At 60.7% G+C, this 15,597-nt stretch carries 13 protein-coding genes and 2 tRNA genes; 5 read left to right on the top strand and 10 right to left on the bottom strand.

The genetic code is table 11. The features are described 5' to 3' along the window. Window positions 1-53: 53 nt before the first annotated feature. Window positions 54-1,190 carry a branched-chain amino acid ABC transporter substrate-binding protein gene (locus OGV19_RS26580; protein WP_264311377.1) on the bottom strand — a complete coding sequence of 379 codons (1,137 nt, stop codon included), beginning with the start codon at window positions 1,188-1,190 and terminating at the stop codon, window positions 54-56. Window positions 1,191-1,656: 466 nt separating this feature from the next. Between OGV19_RS26580 and pncB the strand changes: the two genes are divergently transcribed. Both pncB and nadE read left to right on the top strand, forming a co-directional pair. Beyond that, window positions 1,657-2,862, top strand: a complete 1,206-nt coding sequence (gene pncB / locus OGV19_RS26575) for a nicotinate phosphoribosyltransferase (RefSeq protein WP_264311376.1) — start codon at window positions 1,657-1,659, stop codon at window positions 2,860-2,862. Window positions 2,863-2,865: 3 nt separating this feature from the next. Beyond that, window positions 2,866-3,693 (top strand): NAD(+) synthase, encoded by an 828-nt coding sequence (gene nadE, locus OGV19_RS26570; protein ID WP_264311375.1) that lies wholly within the window; start codon window positions 2,866-2,868, stop codon window positions 3,691-3,693. A 122-nt stretch (window positions 3,694-3,815) separates the two neighbouring features. On the opposite strand, the gene azu is transcribed toward nadE, so the two are convergent. Next, a complete protein-coding gene (gene azu / locus OGV19_RS26565; RefSeq protein ID WP_264314012.1) occupies window positions 3,816-4,265 on the bottom strand; it encodes an azurin in 450 nt (149 codons plus the stop codon). Window positions 4,266-4,614: 349 nt separating this feature from the next. Between azu and OGV19_RS26560 the strand changes: the two genes are divergently transcribed. Continuing rightward, entirely contained in the window at window positions 4,615-5,202 is a 588-nt protein-coding gene (locus tag OGV19_RS26560) for a cytokinin riboside 5'-monophosphate phosphoribohydrolase (RefSeq protein WP_264311374.1), read from the top strand. A 120-nt stretch (window positions 5,203-5,322) separates the two neighbouring features. On the opposite strand, the gene OGV19_RS26555 is transcribed toward OGV19_RS26560, so the two are convergent. From OGV19_RS26555 to rnr, 8 genes are all read right to left on the bottom strand, one after another. Further along, on the bottom strand, window positions 5,323-7,623 hold the full coding sequence (locus OGV19_RS26555) for a YgiQ family radical SAM protein (protein WP_264311373.1): 2,301 nt from the start codon (window positions 7,621-7,623) through the stop codon (window positions 5,323-5,325). 112 nt (window positions 7,624-7,735) lie between these two features. Next, entirely contained in the window at window positions 7,736-9,133 is a 1,398-nt protein-coding gene (dnaB, locus tag OGV19_RS26550) for a replicative DNA helicase (protein WP_264311372.1), read from the bottom strand. Window positions 9,134-9,246: 113 nt separating this feature from the next. Continuing rightward, window positions 9,247-9,693, bottom strand: a complete 447-nt coding sequence (gene rplI / locus OGV19_RS26545) for a 50S ribosomal protein L9 (protein ID WP_012316464.1) — start codon at window positions 9,691-9,693, stop codon at window positions 9,247-9,249. Window positions 9,694-9,713: 20 nt separating this feature from the next. Then, entirely contained in the window at window positions 9,714-10,577 is an 864-nt protein-coding gene (locus tag OGV19_RS26540; protein ID WP_264311371.1) for a hypothetical protein, read from the bottom strand. Between the two features lie 33 nt (window positions 10,578-10,610). Then, window positions 10,611-10,841 (bottom strand): 30S ribosomal protein S18, encoded by a 231-nt coding sequence (gene rpsR / locus OGV19_RS26535; RefSeq protein WP_003249563.1) that lies wholly within the window; start codon window positions 10,839-10,841, stop codon window positions 10,611-10,613. Window positions 10,842-10,869: 28 nt separating this feature from the next. Further along, entirely contained in the window at window positions 10,870-11,295 is a 426-nt protein-coding gene (gene rpsF / locus OGV19_RS26530; RefSeq protein ID WP_033701800.1) for a 30S ribosomal protein S6, read from the bottom strand. Window positions 11,296-11,601: 306 nt separating this feature from the next. Continuing rightward, window positions 11,602-12,348: a 23S rRNA (guanosine(2251)-2'-O)-methyltransferase RlmB gene (gene rlmB, locus OGV19_RS26525; RefSeq protein WP_264311370.1), complete on the bottom strand. Its 747-nt coding sequence runs from the start codon at window positions 12,346-12,348 to the stop codon at window positions 11,602-11,604. Beyond that, window positions 12,345-14,921, bottom strand: a complete 2,577-nt coding sequence (rnr, locus tag OGV19_RS26520) for a ribonuclease R (RefSeq protein WP_264311369.1) — start codon at window positions 14,919-14,921, stop codon at window positions 12,345-12,347. The genes rlmB and rnr overlap by 4 nt, the downstream gene beginning before the upstream one ends. A 275-nt stretch (window positions 14,922-15,196) precedes the next feature. Between rnr and OGV19_RS26515 the strand changes: the two genes are divergently transcribed. Together OGV19_RS26515 and OGV19_RS26510 are read left to right on the top strand one after the other, a co-directional pair. Continuing rightward, window positions 15,197-15,283: transfer RNA gene (locus tag OGV19_RS26515), tRNA-Leu, on the top strand. A gap of 87 nt (window positions 15,284-15,370) precedes the next feature. Continuing rightward, window positions 15,371-15,457 (top strand) — tRNA-Leu (locus tag OGV19_RS26510). Window positions 15,458-15,597: the final 140 nt, after the last annotated feature.

Genomic DNA, 15,597 nt, shown 5'->3' with positions numbered 1-15,597 from the left:
ACAGGTACCGCAGGGGCATTGGCCCGGGCGCGTGCCCGGGCTGGCTGCCGTTATTATTTTTGTTTATCCAGCTGGTGGTACTTGCCGTCCTTGTCCCACTGGTAGACCACGTAGTCGGACACGGTCAGGTCGCCCTTGCTGTCCCACTTTTTCTCGCCCATGACGGTCTTGACCGGGTTGGCCTTGAGCCACTTGGCGGCGTCCTCGCCTTTGTTCGACTTGGCGCCGTTGAATGCGGCGGCAAGTGCCTGCAGCGAGGCATAGGCGTACAGGGTGTAGCCTTCAGGCTCGGTACCGTTCTTGCGGAACTCTTCCACGACGGCCTTGCTGTCGGGCAACAGGCGTGGGTCGGCGCCGAAGGTCATGTAGACGCCATCGACGTACTGCGGGCCACCAGCCGTGGAGACCAGCTCATCGGTGACGATGCCGTCATCGGACATGAACTTGACGTCCTTCAGGCCTTGTTCGCGCAGTTGGCGTACCAGCGGGCCGGCTTCGGGGTGCAGGCCACCGAAATAGACCACATCGGCGCCGGTGGAACGGATCTTGGTGACCACAGCGCTGAAGTCTTTCTCGCCGCGGGTCAGGCCCTCGTACAGCACAGGCTTGACGCCGCGCTTCTCCAGCTGCGCCTTGGTGGCATCGGCCAGGCCTTGGCCGTAGGTGTCCTTGTCGTGCAGCACGGCAACCTTCTTGCCCTTGAGCACATCGACGATGTAGTCACCGGCAACGATGCCTTGCTGGTCGTCACGGCCGCACATGCGGAACATGCCGCTGAGCCCGCGCTCGGTCACCTGTGGGTTGGTCGAACCGGGGGTAATGGCGATGATGCCCGCTTCGTCATACACCTCGGACGCCGGGATGGTGTTGGAAGAACAGAAGTGCCCCACCACACCGACGACCTTGTCCTGATCGGCCAGGCGGTTGGCCACGGCCACGGCCTGCTTGGGTTCGCAGGCGTCATCGCCTTTTACCAGGACGATCTTCTCGCCGTTGACCCCGCCTTCGGCGTTAATCTTGTCGGCTGCCGCCTGGGCACCTTTCATGTACTGCTCGCCAAACGCTGCGTTGGCACCGGTCATCGGGCCTGCGACGCCGATCTTGATGTCGGCCTGAACATACGAAGAAACACCCAGTGCTGTAGCTACGGCCAGAGCCAGGAAACCTTTCTTGTAAAACGTCTGCGACATGAGGTGGTGCTCCTAGAGTTTTTTTTGGTTGGCACTACAACTTCTCAACCCTGTGCTCTGAGCAAGGGCCGTGCCATTGGTTTTGTATTCCGGGAAAACACACTGTGAAGGTAGCCGGCAGGCGACCGACGGCCTTTTCTTTATTGAGCGTGCAACCGTCTGCCCTGCGGCAGGCGCCACCACTCGTACAGACAAGGAGCAACCGTTAAGTGCCATCATTGCAACCCTGGCAAGTGTTTACGTGCAACCGCCCTGTAACAGCCGACGTCACCGAAGTGCACACCGCTGGTGCGCGACTGCTACAGGCAGCACCGTTTGAAGGCTAGCTGGTGCACGGAAAAAAACCTGTTTTGGCATTCTCGATGCCCAGCCTGGGAGCGGGCTTGCCCGCGAATGGGCCGCACAGAAACATGAAATTGCAAAAGACTGGCACAATGGCCGCCATTCGCCGCTTTGGAGCCCCCTGATGAGCGAAAGCGCATTCGCCGAGCGCATCGTGCACAACCTGCTCGACACCGACTTCTACAAACTCACCATGATGCAGGGCGTGCTGCACAACTACCCGGACGCCGACGTGGAATGGGAGTTCCGCTGCCGCAACGGCGAAGACCTGCGCCCGTACCTCGGCGAGATTCGCAACCAGCTCGAACTGCTCAGCGAGCTGACCCTGGATGAGGGCCAACTGGCCTTTCTAGAACGCATCAGCTTCCTCAAGCCCGACTTCCTGCGGTTTTTGCGCCTGTTCCGCTTCAACCTGCGCTACGTGCACATCGGTATCGAACACGATCAACTGTTTCTGCGCCTGCGTGGCCCTTGGCTGCACGTGATCCTCTTCGAAGTGCCCTTGCTGGCCATCATCAGCGAAGTGCGCAACCGTCACCTGCACCCGCACATGCGCCTGGCTGAAGCCCGTGACCAGCTGTACCGCAAGTTCGATTGGTTGCGCGCCCATGCCAGTGACGACGAGCTGGCCGACCTGCAGGTGGCCGACTTCGGTACCCGCCGGCGTTTTTCCAGCCGTGTGCAGGAAGAGGTGGTACGGGTACTGCGCGATGACTTCCCGGCCCGTTTCGTTGGCACCAGCAACGTCGACCTGGCATGGAAACTGGATATCAAGCCGCTGGGCACCATGGCCCACGAATGGATCATGGCCCACCAACAGCTCGGCCCGCGGTTGATCGACAGCCAGAGCGCCGCGCTGGACTGCTGGGTACGCGAGTACCGCGGCCTGCTGGGCATCGCCCTGACCGACTGCATCACCATGGACGCCTTCCTCAACGATTTCGACCTGTACTTCGCCAAGCTCTTCGACGGCCTGCGCCACGACTCGGGCGAGCCGGTGGCCTGGGCGGAAAAAGCCATCGTCCATTATCAGAAGCTGGGCATCGACCCGATGACCAAGACCCTGGTGTTTTCCGACGGCCTCAACCTGACCCGCTCGCTGGAAATCTTCCGCGCTCTGCGCGGTCGCATCAACGTCAGTTTCGGCATTGGTACCAACCTGACCTGCGACATACCGGGTGTGGCACCGATGAACATCGTGCTTAAAATGACCGACTGCAACGGCTCGCCGGTGGCGAAGATCTCGGACGAGGCGGCCAAGACCCAATGCCGCGACGAGAATTTCGTTGCCTACATGCGCCACGTTTTCAAAATCCCCAGCAAGGAGTAACCCATGCAAGCCGTTCAGCGAGAGATTGCCCAAGCGCTCAAAGTGCAGCCGCCGTTCGCCGATGCCGCCGCGCTCGACAACGAAGTGGCCCGGCGTGTGGCGTTCATCAAGGGCTGCCTGGCCAATGCCCGGCTCAAGACGCTGGTATTGGGCATCAGCGGCGGCGTCGACTCACTGACCGCTGCCCTGCTTGCCCAGCGCGCGATCAACGAGCTACGCGCTGAAACCGGCGATAAGGCCTACACCTTCATTGCCGTACGCTTGCCCTATCAGGTGCAGCATGACGAGCATGACGCCCAGGCGTGCCTTGAAGTGATCAAGGCCGATGAAGTGCACACTGTGGATATCGCCCCGGCAGTGAGGGCATTGGCAGCTGAAGTGGTGGAGTTGAAGAACGGCTCGCCGACGCTGGTGGATTTCGTTGTCGGCAACGTCAAGGCGCGTACCCGCATGGTCGCCCAATACACCATTGCCGGTGCCCGTGCGGGCCTTGTGATCGGCACTGATCATGCGGCCGAAGCGGTGATGGGTTTCTTTACCAAGTTTGGTGATGGCGCGTGCGACCTGGCACCGCTGAGCGGGCTGGTGAAGAACCAGGTACGGGCGATTGCGCGCCGCTTTGGTGCGCCGGAGTCGCTGGTGGAGAAAGTACCGACTGCGGACCTGGAAGACCTGGAGCCGGGCAAACCGGACGAGGCTTCGCATGGGGTGACCTACCAGCAGATCGATGCGTTCCTGCATGGGCTGCCGGTCGATCAGGTGGCGTTCGACATCATCGTCGCGACCTACCGCAAGACCCAACACAAGCGCGAACTGCCGTTCGCCCCCTAAAAGCTTCGCGGGGCAAGCCCGCTCCCACAGATACCCCGCTAGTCTGAGTTCAGTACGGAACCTGTGTGGGAGCCAGCTTGCCCCGCGAATGGAGGGCAAAGCCCTCCTATTGCCTCAAGTCATTACTTGACGACAACCTTGCCTTTCATCATCGAGATGTGGCCCGGGAAGGTGCAGAAGAAGCTGTAGTCGCCACCGGCTTCCAGCTTGGAGGTGTCGAACTTCACTTCGGTTTCTTTCTCAGGTGCACCGATCATCGCCGTGTGGGCAATGATGTTGGCGTTATCTTCTTTCAGATAGCCCTTCTCGATGCCCTGGCCCATGCCTTCGGTGGCAATACCCTGCATGTCGGCAGTCTTGCTGATCACCAGGTTATGGCCCATGACGTTCTTCGGCAGGTTGCCGGAGTGGGTCAATTTGACGGTGAACTCCTTGCAGCTCTTGTCGACGGTGAATTCCTTGGTGGTATAGGACATCTGGTCCGTCGATTCGACAGTCACCGAGCACTCGGCTGCGAAGACAGAGGCGCTGGCGAGGGTCAGCAGGGATACCGCTACAGCTTTCGCAAACATCATGAATCTCCTTGGCAGGGTTTTATCAATTGCGAGACTGCCTGAAACCGTTCAGCCCCTTGCTGATATGAGTCAAGGGGGTGTCAAGTGGCCAGCCAGTTGAATTGTTCAATGGATTGTATACAACCAATCTAAGGGCACATCATGCCCTTTTATTGGAGGATGGGACAACCTCTCATTTAGGAGCAATACCAAATGCGCATGTCCAGCTTCATCAACAGCCTGCTTGCCGCCTATGCCCAGGGTGCCACTGGCGCCGTCTGCGAATTCTCCCGCCCGGAATGAAAGCGGCCTTGGAACTGCCACGCATGCGCCGTACCCTGTCACCCTGAGTGACTGGAGATGAGCAATGCCTGTACGTTCTGTTTGTGTCTTCTGCGGCGCCAGCATCGGCGCCAACCCTGCCTACCGTGAAGCGGCCATCGCACTTGGCCAGGCCATCGCCCGGCGCGGCCTGACCCTGGTCTATGGTGGCGGCGCTGTCGGCTTGATGGGCGTGGTGGCCGATGCGGCCATGGCAGCCGGTGGTGAAGTGATCGGGATCATCCCGCAAAGCCTGCTGGACGCCGAGGTGGGCCACAAGGGCCTGACCCGCCTGGAAGTAGTCGATGGCATGCACGCGCGCAAAGCGCGCATGGCCGAACTCAGCGATGCGTTCATCGCGCTGCCGGGTGGGCTGGGTACGCTGGAGGAGTTGTTCGAGGTGTGGACCTGGGGGCAGCTGGGCTATCACGCCAAGCCGCTGGGGCTGCTCGATGTGAATGGCTTCTATGAAAAGCTGGGCGGGTTCCTCGACCACATAGTCGAAGAAGGTTTTGTGCGGCCAGCGCATCGGGCCATGTTGCTGCTGGGTCAACAACCGGATGCATTGCTGGACGGGATGAATGAATTTGTCGCGCCGGTGGCGCCGAAGTGGGTCGACAAGCGGCCTGATTGATTTCGAGATTTTGGGACCGCTTTGCGGTCCTTTCGCGACACAAGGCCGCTCCTACAGGGGAATACGCCCTCTGTAGGAGCGGCCTTGTGTCGCGAAAGGGCTGTAAAGCAGCCCCTGAAATCAACGCGGAATAACGGGCTGACGCGGCTTCTTACCCTTACCGCTACCCTTGGCCGCTTCCTTGCGCTCCTTGGCCGCCTGCTGGTTGCGGGCAAATGCTTCGGCCTTGGCCTTCTCACGCTTGTCCCACGGCTTGCTGCCATCGCTGCCACGCGGTGGCAGGCCAGTGTGCTGGGTCAGAATCTTCTGGTCCTTGCCCACCTTGTGGCTGCCGGCCGGGGTCGAGTTCTTGCGCCGGGCACTCTGGTAGGTGTCGGACTGCGGCTGGTGCAGCGGAATCAGCTGGTGCTTGCCCGGCCCGATCAAATCGGCACGGCCCATGCGCTCCAGCGCCTCACGCAGCATCGGCCAGCCTTTTGGGTCGTGATAGCGCAAAAACGCCTTGTGCAGACGACGCTGCTCGTCGCTCTTGACGATCTCGACCCCTTCGCTTTTGTACGTCACCTTGCGCAGCGGGTTCTTGCCCGAGTGGTACATGGCTGTGGCCGACGCCATTGGCGAGGGGTAGAACGCCTGCACCTGGTCGGCGCGGAAGCCGTTGCCCTTGAGCCACAGGGCCAGGTTCATCATGTCTTCGTCGGTGGTGCCCGGGTGCGCGGCGATGAAGTACGGGATCAGGTACTGCTCCTTGCCCGCTTCTTTCGAGAACTTCTCGAACATGCGCTTGAAGCGGTCGTAGGTACCGATGCCCGGCTTCATCATCTTGTCCAGCGGGCCACGCTCGGTGTGCTCCGGGGCAATCTTCAGGTAGCCGCCCACGTGGTGGGTGACCAGCTCCTTGACGTACTCCGGCGATTCCACCGCCAGGTCGTAGCGCAGGCCCGAGGCGATCAGGATCTTCTTCACACCCGGCAAGGCACGCGCCTTGCGGTACAGCTCGATCAGCGAGCTGTGGTCGGTGTTGAGGTTCTCGCAAATACCCGGGAACACGCACGACGGCTTGCGGCAGTGTTTCTCGATCTCGTGGCTTTTGCAGGCGATGCGGTACATGTTGGCGGTCGGGCCGCCAAGGTCGGAGACCACGCCGGTAAAGCCCGGCACCTTGTCACGCATCTCCTCGATCTCGTGCAGGATCGATTCGTGGGAACGGTTCTGGATGATCCGCCCTTCGTGCTCGGTGATCGAGCAGAAGGTGCAGCCACCGAAGCAGCCACGCATGATGTTCACCGAGAAGCGGATCATCTCGTAGGCCGGGATGCGCTCCTTGCCATAGGCCGGGTGCGGGATGCGCGCATAGGGCATGCCGAACACGTAGTCCATCTCTTCGGTGGTCATGGGGATGGGTGGCGGGTTGAACCACACATCCACTTCACCGTGCTTCTGCACCAGGGCGCGGGCGTTGCCTGGGTTGGTTTCCAGGTGCAGCACGCGGTTGGCGTGGGCGTACAGCACCGGGTCGTTGCGCACCTTCTCGAACGACGGCAGGCGGATCACCGACTTGTCCCGGGTCATGCCTGGGCTGTCGAGAATCTGCACCACCTTGGCTTCGTTCGGGTCTTCCACGTCACCTTTGGCCTGCTCGATGGCGCAGGCCTGGGTGTCCTGGGTGTTGACGTAGGGGTTGATGATCTTGTCGACCCGGCCTGGGCGGTCGATACGGGTGGAGTCGATCTCGAACCAGCCCTGAGGCGTATCACGGCGCACGAACGCGGTACCGCGCACGTCGGTGATGTGCTCGATGCTCTCACCCTGGGACAGGCGCTGGGCGACTTCGACAATGGCCCGCTCGGCGTTGCCGTACAGCAGGATGTCGGCGCTGGCGTCGATCAGGATCGAATGGCGGACCTTGTCCTGCCAGTAATCGTAATGGGCAATGCGGCGCAGCGAAGCCTCGATGCCACCGAGCACGATCGGCACGTGCTTGTAGGCTTCCTTGCAGCGCTGGCTGTACACCAGGCTGGCGCGGTCCGGGCGCTTGCCGGCCATGCCGCCAGGGGTGTAGGCATCGTCGGAACGGATCTTTTTGTCCGCGGTGTAGCGGTTGATCATCGAGTCCATGTTGCCGGCCGCGACGCCGAAGAACAGGTTCGGCTCGCCCAGCTTCATGAAGTCGTCTTTGGACTGCCAGTTAGGCTGGGCGATGATGCCCACCCGGAAGCCCTGGGCTTCCAGCAGACGGCCGATGATGGCCATGCCGAACGACGCGTGGTCGACGTAGGCATCCCCGGTCACGATGATGATGTCGCAGGAATCCCAGCCGAGCTGATCCATCTCCTCCCTGCTCATTGGCAGGAACGGTGCTGGCCCGAAGCATTCGGCCCAGTACTTGGGATAGTCGTAGAGTGGTTTGGCTGCTTGCATGTCAGTGACCGGTTCTGGTGTTCAGGGAAATCGCGGGCGCGGAATATAGCACAAATTTTGATCAAATCCGACGACAGAGGTCGGATTCATCTGCAATACGCAAACCCTGCGTTTATTCGTCGTCATCAAAGTTGTACATGCCCGGCGCGAGGTTCTCGAAGCGGGTGTACTTGCCGATGAAGGCCAGGCGGATGAAGCCGATAGGGCCGTTACGCTGTTTGCCGATGATGATTTCGGCAATGCCCTTGTGCTCGGTTTCCGGGTGATACACCTCGTCACGGTAAACGAACATGATCACGTCGGCGTCCTGCTCGATTGCACCGGATTCCCGCAAGTCGGAGTTCACCGGGCGTTTGTTCGGCCGCTGTTCCAGGGAGCGGTTGAGCTGCGACAGGGCGATGACTGGGCAGTTGAACTCTTTGGCCAGGGCCTTGAGCGAGCGGGAGATCTCGGAAATCTCGTTGGTCCGGTTGTCACCGGAAGAGCCCGGGATCTGCATCAGCTGCAGGTAGTCGACCATGATCATGCCGATCTCACCGTGTTCACGGGCCAGGCGACGGGTGCGTGCACGCATTTCCGATGGGCTGATGCCCGCGGTGTCGTCGATGAACAGCTTGCGGTCGTTGAGCAGGTTGACCGCCGAGGTCAGGCGCGGCCAGTCGTCGTCGTCCAACTGGCCGGAACGCACCTTGGTCTGGTCGATGCGGCCCAGGGACGAGAGCATACGCATGATCAGCGATTCACCTGGCATCTCGAGGGAGAACACCAACACCGCCTTGTCGCTGCGCAGCACGGCGTTTTCCACCAGGTTCATGGCGAAGGTGGTCTTACCCATCGACGGACGGCCGGCGACGATGATCAGGTCGGCCGCCTGCAGGCCACTGGTCTTGCCATCGAGGTCGGTGTAGCCGGTGGAAATACCGGTGATGTCGCTGTCGGAGTTGAACAGCGTGTCGATGCGGTCGATGGCCTTGGTCAACAGCTCGTTGACCCCCACCGGGCCGCCGGTCTTCGGCCGCGCCTCGGCGATCTGGAAGATCTGCCGCTCGGCGTCGTCGAGGATCTCTTCGGCATTGCGCCCTTGCGGGTTGAACGCGTTGTCGGCGATGTCGGTGCTGATGCTGATCAGCTGACGCAACGTGGCCCGCTCGCGAATGATCGCGGCATAAGCCTTGATGTTGGCCACCGACGGGGTGTTCTTGGCCAGCTCCGCCAGGTAGGCCAGGCCGCCGACTTGCGACGACACGCCCTCCTTGTCCAACTGCTCGTGCAACGTGACCACATCGAACGGATGGTTCAGGTCGACCAGCTTGTGGATGGCGCGGAAGATCAGGCGATGGTCATGCCGATAGAAATCGCCATCCGACACCTGATCCAGTACCCGCTCCCAGGCGTTGTTGTCCAGCATCAGGCCACCGAGCACAGCCTGTTCGGCCTCGATGGAATGCGGCGGCACCTTAAGGGATGCGGTTTGCAGGTCAAGCTGTTCGGAGGTGGTGATCTCGTTCATGGCCACGAATAAATTCTGGGGGACGAAAAAGACAAAGGGCACGGCCTGTAAAAGACAGGACCGTGCCCGATGTTAACCGGCTGGGCCGCGTGCGGCCAGCCAGTCAGCGCAGCTTAGGCAGCTACGACGACCACACGTACGGTGGCTTCAACGTCGCTGTGCAGGTGCACGGCTACGTCGTATTCGCCAACCTGACGGATGGTGCCGTTCGGCAGACGCACTTCAGCTTTGGCCACTTCAACGCCGGAGGCGGTCAGGGCGTCAGCGATGTCGTGGGTGCCGATCGAACCGAACAGCTTGCCTTCGTCGCCAGCGGTGGCAGTGATGGTCACTTCCAGCTCGGCCAGTTGGGCAGCGCGGCTTTCAGCCGACGATTTACGGTCTGCAGCTGCTTTTTCCAGCTCGGCGCGACGCTCTTCGAACGCAGCCAGGTTGGCGGCGTTGGCAACGGTGGCCTTGCCGAATGGCAGCAGGAAGTTACGGCCGTAACCAGCCTTAACTTTTACTTTGTCGCCCAGGTTGCCCAGGTTAGCGACTTTTTCCAGCAGGATCAGTTCCATTTGGTAAAACCTCTTAACTTTTAACCTTCACCGTTCGCGGAGTCATTCCCCTCAGGGGACTTGCGACCGCGAAAATCAATCAGGCTGTCGACAATGGCCAAAACCACGAGCAACGGATAAATCAGCTGCATGATCAGCGGCAGCGTCACGTACATGCCCACCAGCCAGAAACCGGCCAATCGGCCCTGTGCCACCAGCCCATGCATCAAGGCGATGCCGGCCAGGACGAGCACCAGGCTGGACGCGGAGGCCAGGACGATGAACTGTGGCCCGATGAACGGACCCAGCACCATCACTGCCACCAGAGCCAGCATGGTGACCCGCGGCAACTTCAGGGCGCGAAACTCGCGACCGAAGCCTCCAGGGTTGTACAACGCAGCCTGCCAATAACGCGCCAGCATCAAAGCCAGCACGCTGAACAGCTGCAGCATCACCGCCGTTGAAGCGACCAGCACAGGGCCGATCAGCTCACCGGGGATAACCGGCTTGCCTTCGATTTGCGGCAGCGCTTGTGCAAGCGCCTTGGCCAACACCTCGAAGGTTTCACGCAGTACCGTGTCCAGGATGAGGCTGTAAACCAGCCCCAACACAACACTGGACATCAACACCCGGCTCCAGGAATGCCCGGCACGCAACATGGCGGCCAGCCCCAGGGTCCCTAACAGCACCAACAAGGTGCTTGGGTCGCCAAAGGCCCAGATGGCCACCGCAGGCAAAAGCCCGAACGCGATGACCGTTGAAGCATCCTTGAACCCGCGCCGCAGAAGCACGAGGCTCCCGGCAGCGGCACTCAACCAGAACAACAGCGGTAACACGGCACTGATGACCACCACCAGGGTGGCCTGCACACGACCGCGCATGATGAAATCAGCTAACGCTCGCATGCTTATCCCTTACTGCTTGTCGACGACCCGGTCTCAGCGGCCGTGGCTGTCGGTGTAGGGCAGCAGGGCCAGGAAGCGGGCGCGCTTGATAGCGGTAGCCAGCTGACGCTGATAACGAGCTTTGGTACCGGTGATACGGCTTGGAACGATCTTGCCGGTTTCGGATACGTAAGCTTTCAGGGTGTTGAGATCTTTGAAGTCGATCTCTTTCACGTCTTCAGCAGTGAAGCGGCAGAATTTACGACGACGGAAGAAACGTGCCATGTAATAGGCTCCTCAAAAGGTCCGTGGATTACTCGTCAGCGTTATCGCTGGAGTCGCTGTCATTGCTGTCATCGCCTTCGGCGGAGTCAGAATGCTCAGGACGCTCACGACGCTCACGGCGCTCGCTGCGGTTCTCTTCTGCCTTGAGCATCTCGGACTGACCGGTTACGGCTTCGTCGCGACGGATGACCAGGTTACGGATCACGGCATCGTTGTAGCGGAAGTTGTCTTCCAGCTCGGCCAGGGCCTTGCCGGTGCACTCAACGTTCAGCATCACGTAGTGAGCCTTGTGAACATTGTTGATTGCGTAGGCCAGTTGACGACGGCCCCAGTCTTCCAGGCGGTGGATTTTGCCACCATCTTCTTCGATCAGCTTGGTGTAACGCTCAACCATGCCGCCGACTTGCTCGCTCTGGTCCGGGTGAACCAGAAAGATGATTTCGTAATGACGCATGAATGCTCCTTACGGGTTAGTAGTCTGCCAGAACGCTGGTCAGACAAGGAGTGAATGACACTGTATGTCTTGCCATGGAGGGGAGGCACATGAGCGCCTGCCAGCTCGGCAAGGGGCGCAATTGTAGAGAAGGCAAGACAGACAAGCAAGGTGATTGGCGATTATTTGAACAGCCGGAAACATATTTTGCCTGCACCAACCCTTCGCGGGGCAAGCCCGCTCCCACAGGCCTACTGCAACCTCAGCCATTGCAGTAATCCTGTGGGAGCGGGCTTGCCCCGCGAAGAGGCCAGCACAGACTGAATATCAGCGCTTGGCTTGACGCTGGCGCACTGCCTCAAACAGGCAAACGCCGGTCGCCACCGAAACGTTCAGGCTGCTGACGCTACCGCCCATCGGCAACTTGACCAGAAAATCGCAATGCTCACGGGTCAGGCGGCGCATACCTTTGCCTTCTGCCCCCATGATCATCACCAGAGGCCCGGTCAGGTCCTGCTGGTAGATCTCCTGCTCAGCCTCGCCAGCCGTGCCAACCACCCACAGCCCACGTTGCTGAAGCTTTTCAAGGGTACGCGCCAAATTGGTCACAGCCACCAGCGGGATCGTTTCCGCAGCGCCGCAGGCAACTTTGCGCACAACCGGCGTCAGGGTCGCCGACTTGTCCTTGGGCACCACCACCGCCGTGGCACCGGCAGCATCGGCGGTGCGCAGGCAGGCGCCGAGGTTGTGCGGGTCGGTGACGCCGTCCAGGACCAGGATCAGCGGCGGCGTTTCAGTGCGCTCGAGCAATTCCTCGAGCATCAACTCACCCCACACCTGGCTCGGGCTAACCTCGGCGACCACGCCCTGGTGCACGCCTTCGACCCAGGCATCCAGCTCACGGCGTTCAGCCTGGCCGACCGCTACGCGGTTTTCCGACGCCAGTTCCAGCAGCTTCTGCAGACGCGGCTCGCTGCGCCCTTCCGACAGCCAGATTTGCTTGACCCGCTTGGGGTGGTGCTGCAACAACGCCTGCACGGCGTGTACGCCGTAGATCTTTTCCAGCTGACTCATGACTTGCTCTTGCTCTTGCGGGGCGCACCGGACTTCGGCGGGCCTTTGCGATGTTTGGTCGGCTTGCCGGATGGCTTGCCACCTTTCTCCGACTTGCTGCCGGCACCGCTGCGAGCGTCGGTCATCAACGCCTTCTTCATCTCGCGGCTCTTGCGCACTTCAGCGTTACGCTGCACGGCATCTTTCGGGAAGTAGGCCTCGGACGCCTCGCTCTTGCGGCTGCGCGGCTTGGGCGTGGCTTTCGCTTCAGTGGCCGGTTGCTGCTGCTCGGGCTTGTCGCCCGCTGGCGCGGCGCCACGCTGCTTGCGACCGATCGGGCCACTGAGGGTCTTCTCGGAGACTTCGAAGTCGATCTTGCGCTCGTCCAGGTCGACGCGCATGACCTTGACTTCGATCGTGTCGCCCAGGCGGAAGCTGCGCCCGGTACGCTCGCCGGACAGGCGATGATGAACCGGGTCGAAGTGGTAGTAGTCGCCCGGCAGCGCACTGACGTGCACCAGGCCTTCCACGTAGATGTCCGTCAGCTCAACAAACAACCCGAAACCGGTCACTGCAGTGATCACGCCTGGGAAGGTCTCGCCCACGCGGTCCTTCATGTACTCGCATTTGAGCCAGTTGACCACATCGCGCGTCGCCTCATCGGCGCGACGCTCGGTCATCGAGCACTGCTCGCCAAGCTGCTCGAGGGTGTTCTCGTCGTACGGGTAGATACGCGCCTTGGGAATGCTCATGGCGCCGGCACGTTTGACGTGCGGGGTGTCCACCTTGGAGCGGATGATGCTGCGGATGGCGCGGTGCACCAGCAGATCCGGGTAACGGCGAATCGGCGAGGTGAAGTGGGTGTAAGCCTCGTAATTCAGGCCGAAGTGGCCGTTGTTGTCGGTGCTGTACACCGCCTGGCTCAGCGAACGCAGCATCACGGTCTGGATCAGGTGGAAGTCCGGGCGCTCGGCGATGCTTGCCAGCAAGGCCTGGTAGTCCTTCGGCGACGGGTCCTTGCCCTTGTGCAGCGACAAACCCAGTTCACCGAGGAAAGCGCGCAGTTTCTCCAGGCGCTCCGGCGGCGGGCCATCGTGAACACGGTACAGGGCCGGCACGCCGTGCTTCTGCAGGAACTCGGCGGTGGCCACGTTGGCCGCCAGCATGCATTCCTCGATCAGCTTGTGGGCATCGTTGCGCACGGTCGGGCGGATCTCGGCGATCTTGCGCTGATCACCGAAGATGATGCGGGTTTCCTGGGTCTCGAAGTCGATCGCGCCGCGGGCGTGACGCGCATCCAGCAGCACCTTGTAGAGCGCGTAGAGGCTCTTGAGGTCTGGCAGGACTTCCTTGTACTGCTCGCGCAGCGCCTTCCCTTCACGGGTGCGGGCATGCTCGAGCATGCTGCTGACCTTGTTGTAGGTCAGGCGGGCATGGGAGTGAATCACGCCTTCGTAGAACTGGTAGTCGACCATCTGGCCGGCCTTGTTGATGGTCATCTCGCAGACCATGGCCAGGCGATCAACGTGCGGGTTCAGCGAGCACAGGCCGTTGGACAGCTCTTCGGGGAGCATCGGCACCACGCGCTCGGGGAAGTACACCGAGTTACCACGTTGCTGGGCCTCGACGTCCAGGGCAGAGCCCAGGCGCACGTAGCTTGAAACGTCGGCAATCGCCACGTACAGGCGCCAACCGCCAGAGAACAAGCGCAGCTTGCCCAACGGCTCGCAATAGACTGCGTCGTCGAAGTCGCGGGCATCTTCGCCGTCGATGGTGACGAAAGGCAGGTGGCGCAGGTCGATGCGCTTTTCCTTGTCCTTCTCTTCCACTTCGGAGCGGAACTTGCGCGCTTCCTTGACCACGTCTTCAGGCCAGACGTGCGGAATGTCATAGCTGCGCAGGGCAACGTCGATTTCCATGCCCGGCGCCATGTAGTTGCCGATCACCTCGACCACATCACCTTGCGGCTGGAAACGCGGGGTTGGCCAGTGAGTGATCTTGATCTCGACGAACTGGCCGATCTTGGCGCCGCCATTGCGACCGGCGGTCACCAGCACTTCTTGCTGGATCTTCGGATTGTCCGGCGTCACATAGCCGATACCGCCTTCTTCGTAGTAGCGGCCAACCACGCTTTCGTGGGCGCGGGAGATGACTTCTACCAATACGCCTTCGCGGCGGCCACGGCGGTCGGTACCGGAGACACGCGCCAGGGCGCGGTCGCCATCGAACACCAGGCGCATCTGCGACGGACTGAGGAACAGGTCATCGCTCTTGTCATCGGGGATGAGGAAGCCAAAGCCATCGCGGTGGCCGGACACGCGACCACAGATAAGGTCCAGCTTGTCTACCGGGGCATAGGTGCCGCGCCGGGTATAGATAAGCTGGCCGTCGCGCTCCATGGCACGCAAGCGGCGGCGCAGGGCTTCAATCTGGTCTTCCTCGTACAGACCGAATTCTGCCGCCAGCTCCTCGCGGGCGGCCGGCTCGCCGCGATCGGCAAGGCGCTGGAGGATCAGCTCACGGCTGGGGATAGGGTTGTCGTATTTTTCCGCTTCGCGAGCGGCCTCGGGATCGAGGGATTGCCAATCGGCCATCAGAAGGGGTTCACCTTGGGGTATATAGATAGGAATTCTGGCATAGGCGTATTGAAACCGGAAATGACAGCCTTGGACAGCCCCCCAGCGATGGGTCGAGGAAGGCGTAATAGGGCTGAAGAATCAACAAGTTGAATTTTTTGAAATATTTTTCGATCAGGGGCTTTACAGCCCTCAGGACCGTCCGTATAGTGCGCACCACAACGACGGACAGACGACGTTGTAGTTGAGATGAAACGCGATGTAAAGCATCATGTGACCTCGACGAAATGTGTGCCCAGGTGGCGGAATTGGTAGACGCGCTGGTTTCAGGTATCAGTGACCGCAAGGTCGTGGAAGTTCGAGTCTTCTCCTGGGCACCAAGTATTATCAAGTAATAGATGACCAAGGATCTGTTACTACTGTATGAAGCGAACGATAGTCGCCTTCATCAGACGATGTAAAGCTTTGCCCAGGTGGCGGAATTGGTAGACGCGCTGGTTTCAGGTATCAGTGACCGCAAGGTCGTGGAAGTTCGAGTCTTCTCCTGGGCACCATATAAAAACCCACTAGCTTGCTAGTGGGTTTTTTCTTGCCTGCGTTTTTTATCCCTTCGCTACCGCCCTCCCCTCCGGCCAGAATTCAGCTGCTCGACGATCGTCTGCCCATGAATTTCTTGTCACACGGCCACTTGAGA

Source organism: Pseudomonas putida (assembly GCF_025905425.1).
Taxonomy (GTDB): Bacteria; Pseudomonadota; Gammaproteobacteria; order Pseudomonadales; family Pseudomonadaceae; genus Aquipseudomonas; species Aquipseudomonas putida_AF.
Note: the sequence above shows the minus strand (reverse complement) of the source record. Positions and strands in the feature narration are given on the sequence as shown.

What these genes read in the sequence shown, in the direction of transcription:
- nadE (WP_264311375.1), top strand. Translation starts at nt 2,866, where the DNA reads ATGCAAGCCGTTCAGCGAGAGATTGCCCAAGCGCTCAAAGTGCAGCCG.
- rnr (WP_264311369.1), bottom strand. Translation starts at nt 14,921, where the DNA reads ATGGCCGATTGGCAATCCCTCGATCCCGAGGCCGCTCGCGAAGCGGAA.
- rpsF (WP_033701800.1), bottom strand. Translation starts at nt 11,295, where the DNA reads ATGCGTCATTACGAAATCATCTTTCTGGTTCACCCGGACCAGAGCGAG.
- OGV19_RS26540 (WP_264311371.1), bottom strand. Translation starts at nt 10,577, where the DNA reads ATGCGAGCGTTAGCTGATTTCATCATGCGCGGTCGTGTGCAGGCCACC.
- dnaB (WP_264311372.1), bottom strand. Translation starts at nt 9,133, where the DNA reads ATGAACGAGATCACCACCTCCGAACAGCTTGACCTGCAAACCGCATCC.
- OGV19_RS26560 (WP_264311374.1), top strand. Translation starts at nt 4,615, where the DNA reads ATGCCTGTACGTTCTGTTTGTGTCTTCTGCGGCGCCAGCATCGGCGCC.
- rpsR (WP_003249563.1), bottom strand. Translation starts at nt 10,841, where the DNA reads ATGGCACGTTTCTTCCGTCGTCGTAAATTCTGCCGCTTCACTGCTGAA.
- OGV19_RS26580 (WP_264311377.1), bottom strand. Translation starts at nt 1,190, where the DNA reads ATGTCGCAGACGTTTTACAAGAAAGGTTTCCTGGCTCTGGCCGTAGCT.
- rplI (WP_012316464.1), bottom strand. Translation starts at nt 9,693, where the DNA reads ATGGAACTGATCCTGCTGGAAAAAGTCGCTAACCTGGGCAACCTGGGC.
- rlmB (WP_264311370.1), bottom strand. Translation starts at nt 12,348, where the DNA reads ATGAGTCAGCTGGAAAAGATCTACGGCGTACACGCCGTGCAGGCGTTG.
- azu (WP_264314012.1), bottom strand. Translation starts at nt 4,265, where the DNA reads ATGTTTGCGAAAGCTGTAGCGGTATCCCTGCTGACCCTCGCCAGCGCC.
- OGV19_RS26555 (WP_264311373.1), bottom strand. Translation starts at nt 7,623, where the DNA reads ATGCAAGCAGCCAAACCACTCTACGACTATCCCAAGTACTGGGCCGAA.
- pncB (WP_264311376.1), top strand. Translation starts at nt 1,657, where the DNA reads ATGAGCGAAAGCGCATTCGCCGAGCGCATCGTGCACAACCTGCTCGAC.